Origin of the sequence: Streptomyces sp. NPDC005962 (assembly GCF_040629205.1) — a bacterium.
GTDB lineage: Bacteria > Actinomycetota > Actinomycetes > Streptomycetales > Streptomycetaceae > Streptomyces.
In genome coordinates this window covers 16,463-30,799 of record NZ_JBEXVE010000045.1, presented here as the reverse complement: position 1 = coordinate 30,799, position 14,337 = coordinate 16,463, and the positions used below count along the sequence as shown (strand labels likewise).

At 69.8% G+C, this 14,337-nt stretch carries 13 protein-coding genes and 1 tRNA gene; 11 read left to right on the top strand and 3 right to left on the bottom strand.

Translation table 11 applies throughout. The features are described 5' to 3' along the window. Nucleotides 1-752: 752 nt before the first annotated feature. Complete coding sequence (locus ABZ370_RS41555) at nt 753-1,775, bottom strand: hypothetical protein (protein ID WP_358632951.1); 1,023 nt, start codon at nt 1,773-1,775, stop codon at nt 753-755. Nucleotides 1,776-1,957: 182 nt separating this feature from the next. On the opposite strand from ABZ370_RS41555, the gene ABZ370_RS41550 reads away from it, so the two are divergent. The 10 genes from ABZ370_RS41550 to ABZ370_RS41505 all read left to right on the top strand — a co-directional run bounded on the left by ABZ370_RS41550 (nt 1,958) and on the right by ABZ370_RS41505 (nt 9,618). Then, complete coding sequence (locus ABZ370_RS41550; protein WP_358632949.1) at nt 1,958-2,221, top strand: helix-turn-helix transcriptional regulator; 264 nt, start codon at nt 1,958-1,960, stop codon at nt 2,219-2,221. Nucleotides 2,222-2,393: 172 nt separating this feature from the next. Next, nucleotides 2,394-3,251 (top strand): DUF6083 domain-containing protein, encoded by an 858-nt coding sequence (locus ABZ370_RS41545; RefSeq protein WP_358632946.1) that lies wholly within the window; start codon nt 2,394-2,396, stop codon nt 3,249-3,251. Beyond that, the gene (locus ABZ370_RS41540) at nt 3,248-3,730 is read left to right on the top strand and encodes a hypothetical protein (protein ID WP_358632943.1); all 483 of its coding nucleotides are present in this window, start codon (nt 3,248-3,250) and stop codon (nt 3,728-3,730) included. The genes ABZ370_RS41545 and ABZ370_RS41540 overlap by 4 nt, the downstream gene beginning before the upstream one ends. Next, nucleotides 3,727-5,205: a UvrD-helicase domain-containing protein gene (locus tag ABZ370_RS41535; RefSeq protein ID WP_358633064.1), complete on the top strand. Its 1,479-nt coding sequence runs from the start codon at nt 3,727-3,729 to the stop codon at nt 5,203-5,205. The genes ABZ370_RS41540 and ABZ370_RS41535 overlap by 4 nt, the downstream gene beginning before the upstream one ends. Nucleotides 5,206-5,401: 196 nt before the next feature. Continuing rightward, nucleotides 5,402-5,800, top strand: a complete 399-nt coding sequence (locus ABZ370_RS41530) for a hypothetical protein (RefSeq protein WP_358632940.1) — start codon at nt 5,402-5,404, stop codon at nt 5,798-5,800. Nucleotides 5,801-5,918: 118 nt separating this feature from the next. Beyond that, nucleotides 5,919-6,206, top strand: a complete 288-nt coding sequence (locus tag ABZ370_RS41525) for a helix-turn-helix domain-containing protein (RefSeq protein ID WP_358632937.1) — start codon at nt 5,919-5,921, stop codon at nt 6,204-6,206. Next, complete coding sequence (locus tag ABZ370_RS41520; protein ID WP_358632934.1) at nt 6,203-7,759, top strand: helix-turn-helix transcriptional regulator; 1,557 nt, start codon at nt 6,203-6,205, stop codon at nt 7,757-7,759. The genes ABZ370_RS41525 and ABZ370_RS41520 overlap by 4 nt, the downstream gene beginning before the upstream one ends. Next, nucleotides 7,759-8,331, top strand: a complete 573-nt coding sequence (locus ABZ370_RS41515) for a transcriptional regulator (RefSeq protein ID WP_358632931.1) — start codon at nt 7,759-7,761, stop codon at nt 8,329-8,331. The genes ABZ370_RS41520 and ABZ370_RS41515 overlap by 1 nt, the downstream gene beginning before the upstream one ends. A gap of 62 nt (nt 8,332-8,393) precedes the next feature. Then, a tRNA-Met gene (locus tag ABZ370_RS41510) sits at nt 8,394-8,467 on the top strand. A 521-nt stretch (nt 8,468-8,988) separates the two neighbouring features. Next, entirely contained in the window at nt 8,989-9,618 is a 630-nt protein-coding gene (locus ABZ370_RS41505) for a hypothetical protein (protein WP_358632928.1), read from the top strand. Here the strand turns inward: ABZ370_RS41505 and ABZ370_RS41500 are convergent, their stop codons facing one another. Beyond that, nucleotides 9,619-10,845 (bottom strand): hypothetical protein, encoded by a 1,227-nt coding sequence (locus tag ABZ370_RS41500; RefSeq protein ID WP_358632925.1) that lies wholly within the window; start codon nt 10,843-10,845, stop codon nt 9,619-9,621. It abuts the gene before it with no gap. Continuing rightward, a complete protein-coding gene (locus ABZ370_RS41495) occupies nt 10,842-11,951 on the bottom strand; it encodes an ImmA/IrrE family metallo-endopeptidase (RefSeq protein ID WP_358632922.1) in 1,110 nt (369 codons plus the stop codon). The genes ABZ370_RS41500 and ABZ370_RS41495 overlap by 4 nt, the downstream gene beginning before the upstream one ends. A gap of 553 nt (nt 11,952-12,504) precedes the next feature. Here ABZ370_RS41495 and ABZ370_RS41490 point away from each other — a divergent pair. Further along, a complete protein-coding gene (locus ABZ370_RS41490; RefSeq protein WP_358632920.1) occupies nt 12,505-14,331 on the top strand; it encodes a hypothetical protein in 1,827 nt (608 codons plus the stop codon). Nucleotides 14,332-14,337: the final 6 nt, after the last annotated feature.

Genomic DNA, 14,337 nt, shown 5'->3' with positions numbered 1-14,337 from the left:
GGCCGAGAAGTAGAAGACGCGCGAGCCGCGCTTGGACCGCCCGACCGTCCCTGCGCGACCAGCGCTTCCAGCGCGTGACGCATCGCAGGCTCCTTGATCCTCCGGCTAGGGTGCGCCCGAGCCAGTGCGGCGGCGACATCGTGCGACGAGCAGGGATCGCTCCGCCGTTTCAGCTCACCAGCTACCAGATCCCGCAGCGTCGGCGCCTTCTTCGCGGCCTCCGGCGTTTCCTCCGGTGCCTCCACACCCGTGCCACAGCCGATAGCGGCACCGTCGGCCGAGTGCGGCACACCGTCGGACACAGACGAAGCGGCAGGAGCGTTGCCGGTCGTAACTGCACCGCCCGGCCCCGGCTCCGGGCAGGCGGCGGGGGAGTGACCCGACAGGGTCTCCCGCATGCTCAGCAGCAGGGCGTGATTGCCTTCCAAGGTGTGCAGCTGATCCTGCAACGCGGTGATCTCCGCACGCACCCGCTCGCGGTCCTTCTCGACGAGCTCCAGGTCGGCATCGAGCTTGGCCGCGTAGTCCGTTCTGAGAGTGAGAAGTTCCGAGACCGCTTCCACTATGACGTCCAGCCTCCCGCAGCAGTGCGCACTCCGGTGGACGCTAGCGTCCGCACCGCCATGCCCGGCCACTAAGAACAAAGCATGGCGACTTCCTGCCCGACTGCGTGCGAGCGTGACGAATTGCGGGCATCATTCGACCGGTTACGCACCCCTTGAGCCGAGCGGGACGACCGGCCCGCCGCGGGGTCACCTTCCTGGTGGGGCGCTGCTCGGTGCGCTGTGTTCGGGGAGGCGCCAGGAGATCTCGTCGTGCTCCCTGAGGTGCTGCCAGGCGGCCAGGAGGCGGCAGCGGACCAGTTGGTCGAGGAGGTCCTCCACCTGTTGCGGGGACTGACCGCCCAGCCGGGCAAGGACGTCGAGTTCCGCGCTTCCGACGCCGTCGGACGTGTGGGCTGCCAGGACCAGAGCGGTGAGCTGCACCGTGGGGGACATACCTCGAGGCGCGACCAGCGGAACAGGGCGCAGGGCCCAGTGCGCCGCGCGGGCGCGGGCACTGCGACCGGCTGTCTGGCTCTGTATGCCCGCGTCGAGCAGACGCGCTTCCACGTGGGGACGCCGCGGGAGGGAACAGCGGAGCCACCCGGCATGTTCCAGTTCGCTCCAGAGTTCGGCACGGCCGTGCAGCCGCATGCTGCGCAGAAGACCGCTGGAGAGCCGGACGCGGCCTCGGCCGTCGGCGCGCAGGGCGCATTGCAGGGCCAGCAGCCGGGCGGCGGGGGAGGAGTAGCAGGGCGGCGCCACAGCAAGGTAGGTGAGCATTTCCCGGACGCGCAGCCGCTCGCCCGGTCCGTGCGAGGGCCTGGCTGCCGGACCGGCCCGCCGCGCGCATGTGGAGGCGAGCAGGGTGTCGGGTACGACGGCGGTGTTGGTGGTGGCGGCCGCGCAGGCGGCGCATGCATCCGCGAGGCGCCACACGCGGCCGCTGCGGTCGCAGGTCAGCGCCAGGAGCACGGGGCCGGCGCAGCCGCGATGACGCGGGTGCCAGGAGCAGCTTCGCGCCCGGCACTGGCAGGTCCGCAAATGCCTGGGCAGCACGTCCCGTCGGGCGTGGCGGGCCAGGTGCGTCAGGGCAACGGAGCGGGCCGAGGCGGCCGGCAACCGGTAGCCGTGCAGCGTGCATTGAGGGCAGCTCAGCAGCGGCCCGCCCGGCTGCGGGTGCAGCCGCACCGTCCAGATGCGCTGCACCGTCTCGTGCGTGGAGAGCCTCATCGGGCTCGCTTCCCTCCGATCTGATCCGTGCCGTCGAACGGGCGTGCCCCAGGCGTCGTCCGGGGCGGGAGCGGGGCACGCTGCAGCACTTACTCCAGCACCGCCGAGTGTCACCCCTTCCCTAGCAAATAGTGCAGAGGTCTGCACTGACAGGGCAGGGTCCTGCACCGTCGGATGGTGGGGTGACGATCTTGCCGCCCGATCCCGACCTCCTCGCGTTGCGTGTGACGCTGGCGAGGCTGAGGGGTGAGCGCGGCTGGACCTTCGACGAACTCGCCCGCCGCAGCGGCCTGGGCCGGCGCACCCTCATCGACCTGGAACACGGCCACACCACCGGCAGCGTCACCACCTGGCATGCTCTCGCCCACGCCCTCGACGTCTCCATCGACGAGCTCCTCGGCTCCCTCTGCGCAGACCACGCCCCACCCGGCACGCCGCAACTCTGAACCGCCCGTCAGGCCCCTCTGTCACCCCGGCGCGACATCACCTGAACAGGCGACCCGACGTCGAGCACACGTTCGTTCAGTCGTGCGGGCGTTCCCCGGGATTGCGCCATCCGTAGGACACTCTGAGGTGCTGTCCCGGTGCAGCGGCGCGTCGTCTGGAAGCTTCACCGCCATGTGCCCCAACTCCGCCTCCACCTCCTGTCGCTGGGACGGCAGCCCGCGTGCCCCCCGGCCCCGACGGCCGCTGCGGGTGGCCGCCACCAGCCCCAGCCGCCTGCTGCGCACCGGTCAGAGCGGCCGCTGCCGCACCTGCGGCAACCACATCGACTTCTATCAGCGCGCCGATCGGCGCCCCATCGCCCTGCACCCCGCCGAACTCGCCGTCGCTCACGTCCCCGCTTCCTGCCGCTGGCATCTGAGCTGCGGCATCGCCCACCCGCACGGCGACGGCAGCGCCTGGTGCCGCATCCCGCACGCCGTGCTCTGCCCGAGCCGCACCCCGACTGCCCGCCTGACCACCCACATCGAGGAGATGCGCCGCCAACTCGGCGTCCGCTCCCGGCGCCTGATCGACTCAGGTGCCTTCGCCCCGTCCACGCCACCCGCGCCCGAGCGTGAGCCGGCGACCCCCAGCGACTGGCCCGCCCGTCCCGTCGTGCAGCTGCTGCTGGGCCGCTATCTCGCCGACCGGCCGGTCGAGGACATCCGGTGTGTGGCCCAGACCCGGCACCGCCGCCGCTGCCCGCTGCCCGTCCTCTCCCCCGACGCCCCCAAAGGGGTCTGGGCACTCCTGCCTGCCAGCCCGCAGCGCGGTCAACTCACCCTGCCCGCCGAGTTGATGGCCCTCTACGACCTCAGCCGCCTGCCGTACGGGGAGCAGCTGCGCTGGCGCACCCAGCGCTGCCCCGCTCATGCCGCCGCCCCGAACGCCGCCGACCTTGCCCTGGCCGGATGGCAGGTCTTCGACCCCCTCCTGCATGCAGCGCACATCCGTACGCGCCTCCCGCACGACCCCGGAGGCGAGGCATGACGATGGCGCACCACGCCCTGGAAATCACCCTGACCCGATCCCTCACCGCGGCAGAACTCCATCACGCCGCCCGCACGATGCCGCTCGCCGCCAACTCCGACGCCACCCGGCTCATGACCGTCGTACGCGCCAAAACCCCGGGAAAGGCCCTCACTCGACTGCGCCGCCAGATCGGCACACGGCTGCCCATCGACGTCATCACCACGCACTACCCCGACCGAAGCGGCAAGATCCTCCTCAACGTCGCCTTCCCGCCCGCCGCACACACCGCCCTCGCGGCAGCGGCCGACCGCGCAGCACAGACACCCCAACGCTTCGTGGAACTGGCCCTTCACCGGGCCCTGGCCCAGCACGCCAGCGACGAGGCCGACCGCCTCGACCGGGCCCTGCAGCAACTGCTCGCCAACACCACGCCCGCCCATCTCATCGCGGCCGTCGGGCACGCCCTGACCCACACTTCCGGAGCCGCGCCGTGCTGAAACCGACCGACGAACAGGCCGCCGCGGCCGACGCCTTCCGCACCGGCGAACACTTGGCCCTGCAGGCCGGTGCGGGCACCGGCAAGACCACCACCCTGGCCCAGCTCGCCCACGCCACCCAGCGTCGCGGCCGCTACCTCGCCTACAACCGGGCCATCGCCCAGGACGCCGCCGCGCGCTTCCCCAAGAGCGTCCTGTGCAAGACAGCCCACGCCCTGGCCTACGCCGCCGTCGGCCACCGCTACACCCGCCGCCTCAACGCCCCCCGCCGCCCCGCCTGGCAGACCGGGCAGGCCCTCGGCATCGCCAAAGCCCTCCGCATCGGCGAACGCGACCTCTCCCAAAAGACCCTCTCCTACGTCACTTTGCGCACCGTGGCCCGCTTCTGCCACACCGCAGACACGACGATCACCCGCCACCACATCCCGCACCTGCGCGGCCTGGAAGAGCCCAGCCTGCACGCGCAACTCGCCGCACACGTCGTCCCGTTCGCCCGCAAAGCCTGGATGGACCTGCAACACCCCGACGACGGCGCCGTCCGCTTCGATCACGACCACTACCTGAAAATCTGGGCCCTCACCCAGCCGATAATCGACGCCGACTTCCTGCTCCTCGACGAAGCCCAGGACACCAACCCCGTCGTCGAGCAGATCTTCCTCGCCCAACGCGACCACGCCCAGCTGGTCATGGTCGGCGACTCCGCCCAGGCCATCTACCACTGGCGCGGCGCCAAAGACGTCATGACCGGCTTCGACGGCACCCAGCTCGCCCTGTCCCGGTCCTTCCGCTTCGGCCCCCGCCTCGCCGAGGAAGCCAACCGCTGGCTGCACCTGGCCGACGCCCCCATCCGTCTCACCGGCGCCGACACCGTGCCCACCGAACTCGGCCCCGTCACCCGGCCCGACGCGGTGCTGTGCCGTACCAACGTCGGCGCCATGGCCCAGGTCATGGACCTGCTGTCCGGCGGACACCGGGTCGCACTGGCCGGGGGAGGAGACAGCCTGCGCGCTCTGGCCCTGGCCGCCCGCGACCTCAAAGAAGGACGCTGCACCACCCACCCCGAACTGGTGCTGTTCACCACCTGGGGCGACCTGCAGGACTACGCCACCCACGACCCCGCCGGGCGCGACCTGCAACCCCTGGTCGACCTGGTCGACACCCACGGCGCTGACGCCATCCTGGCCGCCGTCGCCCATCTCGCCCCCGAAGACCAGTCCGAGGTAACCGTCTCCACCGCGCACAAGGCCAAAGGCCGGGAATGGGCACAGGTGAAGATCGCCGACGACTTCACCCCGCCCTCCGACGGCCCGCCGCGCGACACGGGGCAGGGGACTGCCCGCCGGATCGACGACAAAGAGGCATGCCTGGCCTATGTGGCCGTCACCCGCACCCGGCACCGCCTCGACATCGGCGGCCTGTCCTGGATCAACGAGCATCCGGAAGGAGCATCGGCCAGCCCCCAGCCACCGCAGTGATACACGGGGCGGGGTATGGGCGTTCGGTGCCTCCGTCTGGAAGGAGCCCGCGGAGGAGCGGCGGTATGGATCGCAATGATCCGGGAGGTGCAGCATTGAGTGTGACGGGCGCCGACCCTGCCGGTGACGGCACATCCGGGAAGCCCTCAATGGCCGCCCGCTGTCCACAGACGGCCCCCGGCAGGCTTCTTTAGCTATGAACATCAGCTCCCCGGGCATCACCCGGAACAACAAGACGACGCCGCGCTGCGAACGCCACGACGCGCTCCTCCAGCCGGAAGAGCGGACCGAGTTCGCAGCCCGGTTCCCGGCCGGCCACCGGGCGCAGATGGCGTTCCTCCTGGCCAACTACGCTGACAACGCCTCCGTGGTCGGGGCGCTCTTGGGCACTGGAGTGCGTACGGTGCGCCGCCACTGCCGTGGGTGGCCGCCGCCCGGGCTCCGGCTGCGCCGGGCCCTGCGCAGCCGTGTCGTGGACCTCGTGTGCCCGCGGTGCCTGTCCGATCGTGCGGTGGAAGAGGCGCGCCAGGCGAAACGGGAAGCCCGGCGCGCGGCCCGACGGATTCCGCGGGATCAGGGAGGCCCGGATCGCTGACTCCCACTTTGCCCGAGAATCTTTAGCTCCTGCGAGAACCTGAAAGCTTTACTGCATTTTTAATAGTAAAAAGCTAATTATCATGCGATAGTTGCATAGATTCAGGTAAGATGGCGGCATGGGATTGAGCTTGGAGGAGTCGCTGCGGCTGGCAGTGGCCGCGTTGATGCAGGTGACGGGTGACTCGCAGCGGTCGGTTGCGGGGGTGCTGGGACTGACGCAGACGCAGGTGTCGCGCCGGCAGTCGGGCGCCATCTCCTGGAGCCTGCGCGACGTCGACGTCCTGGCCGAGCACTACGGCATTAGCGCGCTGGACCTGCTGGCGGGTCCGACCAGAGCGTGCGAGGCGCTGCCCGCCGACAGGCGCCGTTCCGTCCGGACCGAAGCGAAGGGGACGAGCCGGTGAGCGACTTCGACGCGATCGACTCGCTGCTCGACGCCGTCGGCCCGGAGGCCGAACTCCCGCCCTGTCAGGTGCGCCGCGAGCTGCGGGAGCGGGCTCGGCTGTCCAAGGCGCAGGTGGCACGCGCGCTCGGCGTGAGTCCGTCAACCCTCAGCGGATGGGAAAGCGGCCGGGACCCGGCCGGCGAGATCCGCACCAAATACGCGTACCTGCTGGACGGGCTGAACACCAAGCTCGCCACCGAGACCGAGGCGGCGCCGGCTGCGGAGCAGCCCCTTACGTCAGACACGGCCGCGACCGTCACCCCCTCGTCTTCGCCGGATCCCGCGCAGGACGAGGACGGGGACGACGTAGAGCTGCTCGTCGTACCCGAGCCGTGTGTGCTGTGCGGTCGTCCGGCCGGACAACGCGTGGCGGGGTTCGCTCAGCACCTGGCCCCGGCCGACTGCCAGCCCATCGCCACCGGAGCCCCCGCTACCGCGCCAGCCGAACAGCCCACTGCGCAAACCCTGAAAGCGTCGCTGCGCACGACACGTCCGGCGCGTGCGACGGAGCGTTCCAAGGGCCCGGCCCGCCACGCGTTCCAGGAGCCGTCCGGCCCGGTCGACCTGATCCGCGAGGCCGTGCAGGGCGCGCTCGCCGAGCACCGAGGCGACGTCGACGCAGCCACGGCGGCGCTGTTGAAGCGGGCGATCCCGGACGCGATGCGACTGCTGGACGAGACCCGCAAGGGCGCCCGCTACGACGTGATCGCGCACCCCTGGATCCCCGACATCCTCAAGAAGCAGACCGCACGCGGCGCCGACCAGATCTGGGAGGCCCGCCCCAAGTGGACCCGTCACGAACTCCCGCCCGGCCAGCATGAGGTGACCGCGCTCGACATCAACGGCGCCTACCTCTCCGCCCTCAAGACGCACCTTCCCCTAGGCCAGCTCGAGCACTCCACCGGCCTGGCCCACGACCGCCGCCGCTCCGGAGTCCACCTGATCACCCCGCCCGAGTGGGAGCACGAGGTGGTGCTGCCCAACCCGATCGGCCAGAGGGACGAGCCCGGTCCCCTGTGGGTCACCGAGCCGACGCTGCGCCTCCTGCTGCGCCTGTCCGGCCCGAAGCACCAGCTGTGCGCGCCTCCTCAGATCCACGAGTCGTACACCTCCGGGGCCACGGAGAACCTGCTGGAAAAGTTCCGCATCGCGTTGAAGGACGCCCGCGACACGGCGATCGAGCAGGGCGATACGGTGACGCTGGAGTACGTGAAGGCGATGTACTCGAAGTTCGTCTCCACGATGGGGGAGTCGAACTACAACCGGGAGCTCTACCGTCCGGACTGGATGCACCTCATCCGCAGTCAGGCCTTCGCCAATCTGTGGCTCAAGGCGCTCAAGGCCCATGACGAAGGCCTGGCCGTCGTCCGGGCGATGGGCACCGACGAACTCCACGTCATCGGTGACTGGCGCCGTGTCTTCGCCGAAGGCCGAGGTGTTACCGAGGTCAAGGTCAAGGACACGTACGCCGCCGGAACCGACGCCGGTGAGCACGCAGGAGAGGGGGAGTAGTGCCGGAGAAGAACATCGACTTCGGGAGGTTCGGCGCCCGGGGTATCAAGGGCAGCGACGCCGTCGCTCGCAAGCTCGACGAACTCGCGGGCGGCATCGCCACTCCCGTGACCGCCAAGCGCGGCTGGATGGCGCGCCTGCACTATCTGACGAAGTCGACCCAGACCCTGAAGGCAGCGCAAGACGCCGGACTTACAGTGACTCACCGGACGCTGAAGGCCTGGCTGGAGAGCAAACGCCGCCCCTCCAAGGCCAACCTGGAACGCATTGACCAGGTGTACCGGGCGGTGCGCCGTCACAACGTCGCCCGCCATCTCCTCAGGCGCCTCAACCGCGACGGACGCGGTACGCGAGTGGAGATCCACCCGCTCAACCAGTCCCAGGTGCCGCAGCCGCTGCAGCGCGTGGTGGAGTACCGGACGATGAACGTACGCCGCTGGGACCGCATCGTCGGCTCCTGGGCGGCTGGCGACCACCAAAGCCTCGACGCCGCATGGCAGGACACGATCGTCGACCTCGGCTCGCAGTGGGGCCAGTACGAATACGTCACCAACGTCGGCTTCGCCGCATAGCGACCCTGCGCCGGAAGGTGGTCTTCGGCGCCTGCTGGGATGGCGTACGGTGGGGATACCGACGCGGGGTGGAGCAGCTCGGTAGCTCGCTGGGCTCATAACCCAGAGGTCGCAGGTTCAAATCCTGTCCCCGCTACTGCCGAAGAAGCCCGGATCCACACGATCCGGGCTCTTTCGCGTTCCCGGCACGAGCCCGCGTCTGCCTCCTGCCCAGCAGGAGGCACGGCAGCCCTTGCTGCCTGCCCGAGGTGACCGATCTCAGACCGTTCTCGCTGAACTCTCTGCGGCGAACAGAGGAGTCGTCGGTGACGCTGCGCAGACCGCAGTGGCTGACGTCTGCGCACAGTGCAGGGTCGCCATGTGCGCGGTCCGCGCTGACATCTCGCAGCAGGTCCTGGTCTGTACAAAGCCGGTCTGCGCATACCCGTCACCGAGCCGCCGTGCTATGCGGGACCTGCGCCGTGGTCCACCTGGCCACGCGGCATACCGCCCGCAGGCCTGGTGCCCGGGGAACAGCGGTACTTCTACCGTGCGGTCGGCGACATAGCACTGTGGCAGGGATTGGGTGGGTTTTTGGAACGTTTGGACGAGGCGGCCGTGCCCCATCGGGTGGGATAGTCGGGGCCGCCGGGTGCGGCTGAAGTCGGATGAGGCAGGGTGAACGGCATGGTGACCTTGGCCAGCCCGTCGGTGGGCACATCGGTACGCGCAGCCTCCGCGGCCCTGCTTAATCCGGCCGCGCTGTCTGTCTCGCTCCAGCTGATGGACAGCCAGGCGCTGCTGTTCTACCGGCTTGACGAGGAAGAATGCGCACGCCGCACCCGCGTGTCAGCGGCCCGCCTGGACAGTCTTGATGCGCTGCAGACTCTTCTGGAGCTGCCCGTCGACGAGCCCGTCGCACTGGCGTCGCTGCCCGCACGTCTGCGGTCGGCGGTACGGCGGCTTCCGGCCGGTGCCGCCGAGGCCGACCGCCGTGAGGTCACCCGTCGCGCGGTGCGGCCGCTCACCATTGATCTCGCCGTGGTCCGGGCGAGCGCCGCTGGCTGGCGCGCGGGACTGGAGCAAGCCGGCCGTTTCGCCCCCTTCAGTCGGCGCGCCCTGCTGCTGGACAGCGCTCCACCGGCCGCTGAGGAGATGCTGATGGAAGCCGCCTTCTACGGCATCGGCATCCTGGTGGCCGACGGCGAGAGCGTTGACCTGCTGCTGGAGCCCCGGCCTTACACCCCGCGTCGCCACACGCCCGCGGCGTGGTGCTTCACCGAGGAGTTCCATCACCGCATCGGCTAGTCACGGCTCACCGCGCTCCACGCCTGCCACCGGGCGTGCCGTGGAGGGGGCCTGCGGGGAGACGGGGGCCTGCGCCCACTGAAGCAACTGCTGGGGCACCTTGAAGGCGCTGAACCCGGGATGGTCGAGTTCAGCGTTGAGCACCGGGTAGCGGTCCACCGCGTGCCGGCAGCGCTGCTGCCACCATGCGGGCCGCCCGGCCGACTCGACGGCGTCCATGCTGCGTAGCCACTCCATCAGCACCGCCGCATTGTGGGCGGCCGCCGGCACCTGCCAGTGATTGCTGACGAAGGTGTCCAGCACCAAACCGTCGCAGGCCGCGCACCGGCACACCGGTGCCAGGCCCGCGGCGAACCTCTTCGCCAGCGTCTCGCCGAGGAAGAAGTCCATCAGCTCCGGCAGCAGCACGGAGGGCGAGTTCGGTCCGCCCGGGGACCGCTTGGCCGCCTGGCCTGGCGGGACGATGTGCCGCACACTGCTGGTGGCGCCGAAGGCGGTGAACGCCGCCCCGTGGGCCAGGGCCCCGAACGCCGCGAGGTCGGCACGCAGCAGCGCGGTTCCGGGTACCTCCGCCAGCAGCCGCTTGAGGTTGCCCACCGCCTGGGAGAAGCCCGCCAGCGGGTCCATCTGTCCGCCGAGCATGACCGCCTTGGGGTTCGGTACGACATTGAGCCAGGCGATCAGCTGCCCGACCGAGTCGTCGCGCAGCCACCCCACGTCCACGGGAACACTGAACAAGACGTGGGGGTCCTCCAGCTTGAGAACCTGGTGGACGGCGGCCTTGAGGGTGTCGGAGTCTTCCGCGTGCAGATATCCAGTGGGAGTCATGGCCGCCGTCGCGCCCACACAGTGGCCCACCTGCTCCTCGATCGACAGCCTCAGCGGGTCGCCGAAGGCCAGCTGGCCTTCCGAGACGTCGGGGAAAGGATCATCCTCACTGGCCGCCGCCACGGTGTAGACGGCGGGATCGGCCAGCAGCGGTCCCGTGAACCCCTCCTCGCGCAGCTTGCGGACTTTCACCGCCGCCCCGGGACCGCTGACGACGAGCCCGCTGCGCACCGGATCGAGCTGCGCGCGGATGTAACCGACCCGGCTCACCCCGGCCTGCAGCAGCATCCGGCCCCGCAACTGCCCGGGTACAGAGGGCGGTTGGGTGGGAGGAAGGACGGGAGGCTCCGCGGGATCGGAACCGGCGCCCGGGCGCGGGGAGGGGAACGACTCAGTCATGGCCTCACCTTCGAAGCGGAATCCACCGCCGCGCCTTCGCGCGGGGCGTACAGCAGCTGGAAGTCCTCGGGCAGCAGCCGCGCACAGCGGGCCAGCTCCTCCTCGTTGATCCCTGCGGCCAGAGCAGAGCGGATCAGCCCAGGGACGTACCGGGGCCGCTCCTGGGCTATCTCGACCGGTTCGGCCGTGCGGTATCCCAGCGCGGACATCTCCACCATCATGCTGCGGTACTGCCAGTCCGTGACGATGTTCAGGCGCTGCGCCCGGCGCAGCAGCGCGGCCATCGACACCTTCCACTCCCGCTTCAGCCGGGCCAGGAGTTCCAGGTCGACGCGAGGTGTGAAGGCGGAGCGGATGTCACGCGCGGGCATGAGGAACTCGGCGGCGAATTCGTCGGCCTGCCGCTCCTGCACGGTGCTGTCGCCGGGGGACTGGTGCAGGACCAGGTGCCCCAGCTCGTGCGCCAGGCTGAAGCGGTAGCGGTCTGCGGGCGTGTGGTCGTTGGCCAGGATGAGCGGCGGCTGCGTTCCGTCCCACTGGCTGACCGCATCGAGCCGGTCGCTGCCCAGATCACGCGCGACCACCAGCGTTCCGGCCTCCTCCAGCGATTCGGTGATGTCTGCCGCCGGGCCCGGCGGCATGCCCCAGGCCTTGCGAACCTGCCGGGCTGCGTCCTTGGCCGTGGTCAGGGCGTCGAGTGCGACCGTGGGGATGGCCGCAGCCCGCACGCCGAGACCGGGTCGGCACGCGGCGACGCCCTGCAACTGAACCCGTGTCAGGGCGAGATGGGCATGCTGGCGCCGCAGGGTGGAGACGGTCAACGACGCACGCTTGCGGTGGTGGATGAGCCCCACGCCGACCCCGTGCACCTGCGGATCCAGACACAGCAGATCCGGCGGATACCCCAGAGCCGCCGCGTACAGGTCCAGCCGCTCTCCCGAGACCGCCAGCCGGCCGCTCTCGGCGCGGCTCACGTACCCCTGGGACACCGCCGCGTCACCGCCGGAGGCCTTCACCATCGCCTCAGCCACGTCGGCTTGCGTCATGCCGCGGAACTCCCGGGCCACCACCAGCATCCCCGGCTGCGCCGGACGTACGTCGCTCACGTCGTACCACCTCGGATCAGACCTCAAAAGATTAGCTTCAAATATTCCTCCGTGTATCGAAGTTGACAAAAATGACAGAACGTCAAGAAAAGTAGCCGACCGAGTGATGGCTGGGCAGCCTGCCCCTTCTGGTTCACGCCGACGGCTGCTGTGGGAACCCAGGAGAACTGATGAGTTGGCCGCGATACCCGTAATGAAAGGCCCCGCCATAATGGACGCGACGTCCGAGCTCCCGATCCGGTGCCCCTCGGCTCTCAACCGCCGTGTGCGGAACCGTGCATTCCGGGTTCGCACTGGTCAAAGACGTTCACTGAGGCTGCGCCGGTGCAGCGCCCGGCTTCTTCGGGATACGGCGTTCCACCCTCGAGCGGAGAGGCCCAGCCTCTCCTCGCCCAGACGCTAACTGGCGCAATACGGGGCACGGTTGCATTGCGTGCCTCTAGGATGACTGCCTGCGCCGAGGCCTCAAGCGCCTCATCCGCACGCGTAACGCCCGCACGCCACACCCCTGTCCGTCGCCCGGCGGAGCGGGGAGATACGGAGCAGCTCGACCGTGCACCTCATCCGCTTCTCCGCGTGCGGGTTCCGCTCGCTGACCCACGTGCAGGACATCCCGGTCAGCAGCCCGACGATCCTGGCTGGCCGCAACGACGGCGGCAAAAGTGCCGTCCTGGCCGCGCTGGCCTTCCTGCTGGGCGAGCACCGGCTGACGGACGAGGACCGCACCTACCAGCAGGACGAGGGCGTCAAGGGACAGCGCTGCGCGGAGACATGGGTGGAGGGCGTCTTCCGCCTGGACACCGCCGAGCAGGCCGCAGCGGCCCCCTTACCGGCCGAGATCCGTATCCGGCGCCGCTCACGGGCCGGCGAGGCGGCGTGCTGGGAGTTCTTCGGATCGCAGCCCGCCGACAGCCGCCTGCAGGGACTGGGCCGGCTGATGAAGAAAGACCTGACCGAACTGGTCGCCGAGTTCGGCCTCGTCCCGTCGGGCACGCTGAAGGAAGACCTGCTGGCCGCGCTCACCGCACACGCCACGACCGTCCCGCAGACCGACCAGTGGCAGCCGCTGCCCAAAGACCTCGAGGCACGTCTGCCGCGGCTGCTGGCCTTCGGCGGCAAGGACGAGAGCCCGGACGACGCGGTGCGCACCGCTTTGAGCAGCTGCTACGAGACCCATCTGGAGGACGAGACCCTCCAGGGGCAGGTCCGGGAGATCGAGAAGGAGATCACGCAGCGGCTGGAGAAGGAAGCGGACTCCTTGTGCCGGCACATCCGCCAGCACTGCCACGAGTTCGTCGGCGTGGAGGTCAAGCCCGAGGTCTCCTTCAAGGGCGGTTTCAAGAGGGCGCCGCTGGAGGTCTCCAAGGCCGACGGCGAGCGCGTGGACCTGACCCGCTCGGGCCAGGGCAGCACCCGGCGCATCGCCCTCGCCGTTTGGGAGTGGACCAGCAGCCTCCTCGAAAGCAGTGAACTCGCCGCGGCGGGGGAGCAGGGCGAACCGCAGCCCACGCAGACCATCGTCGTCTACGACGAGCCCGACACCCACCTTGACTACCGCCACCAGCGCACCGTCATGGACATCATCCGCAAGCAGTGCGCCCTGCCCCACGTCAGCGTCATCGTCGCCACCCACTCGATGAACCTCATTGACGGCGTCGACATCGCCGACGTCGTCCACCTCAAGCTCAGCGACAGCGGCCGCACCCTCGTCGAGCGCCTCGACGACGACACCCACGACGGGATCGACTTCCACCTCGGACAGATCGCCGCCGCGGTGGGACTGCGCAACTCCGTCCTGCTGCACGAACGCTGCTTCCTGGCTGTCGAAGGCCCCACCGAGCAGCAGTGCGTGCCCCTGCTCTTCCGCCTCTCGCAGGGGCTGCCCCTGCAGGCGGCCGGTATCGCCCTGTGGGCCTGCGACAACAACGAAGGAGCACTCCACCTCGCGGGCTACCTCGTCAAGCACCACCGCACCGTCATGCTGATGGTCGACGCCGACAGCCGCACCAACAAGCACTTCAAGACCGAGAAACTCATCAAAGCCGGCCTCGACCTCACCCAGCAGGTCTCCTACGTCGGCGAGAGCGAGGGCTACAACGAGCTGGAGGAGCTTTTCAGCGACATCCAGTGGGCGGCCGCCGCCAACGCCCACTGGCCCCGCCCCAAGGGCCTGCCCTGGAGCGCCGACGACTTCACCGAGCACCGGGGCGGCAAGTTCAGCGAGCGCATCCTCTACATGATCAAAGAGCAGGCCGAGGAGAGCAGCCCCAACGGCAAGGCCGACATGCTCTACGCACTGGTGTCCATGCTCACCACCCCCGAAGAGGTCCCCCAGCAGCTACGGGACATCTTCACCGAGGTGCAGGCCCTCGCCTGCTGACCTGCT

Bases quoted from the DNA above. Each gene is read 5' to 3' on its own strand.
- ABZ370_RS41555 (WP_358632951.1), bottom strand. From the start codon at position 1,775: ATGAGGCTCTCCACGCACGAGACGGTGCAGCGCATCTGGACGGTGCGG.
- ABZ370_RS41545 (WP_358632946.1), top strand. From the start codon at position 2,394: ATGTGCCCCAACTCCGCCTCCACCTCCTGTCGCTGGGACGGCAGCCCG.
- ABZ370_RS41540 (WP_358632943.1), top strand. From the start codon at position 3,248: ATGACGATGGCGCACCACGCCCTGGAAATCACCCTGACCCGATCCCTC.
- ABZ370_RS41530 (WP_358632940.1), top strand. From the start codon at position 5,402: ATGAACATCAGCTCCCCGGGCATCACCCGGAACAACAAGACGACGCCG.
- ABZ370_RS41525 (WP_358632937.1), top strand. From the start codon at position 5,919: ATGGGATTGAGCTTGGAGGAGTCGCTGCGGCTGGCAGTGGCCGCGTTG.
- ABZ370_RS41500 (WP_358632925.1), bottom strand. From the start codon at position 10,845: ATGACTGAGTCGTTCCCCTCCCCGCGCCCGGGCGCCGGTTCCGATCCC.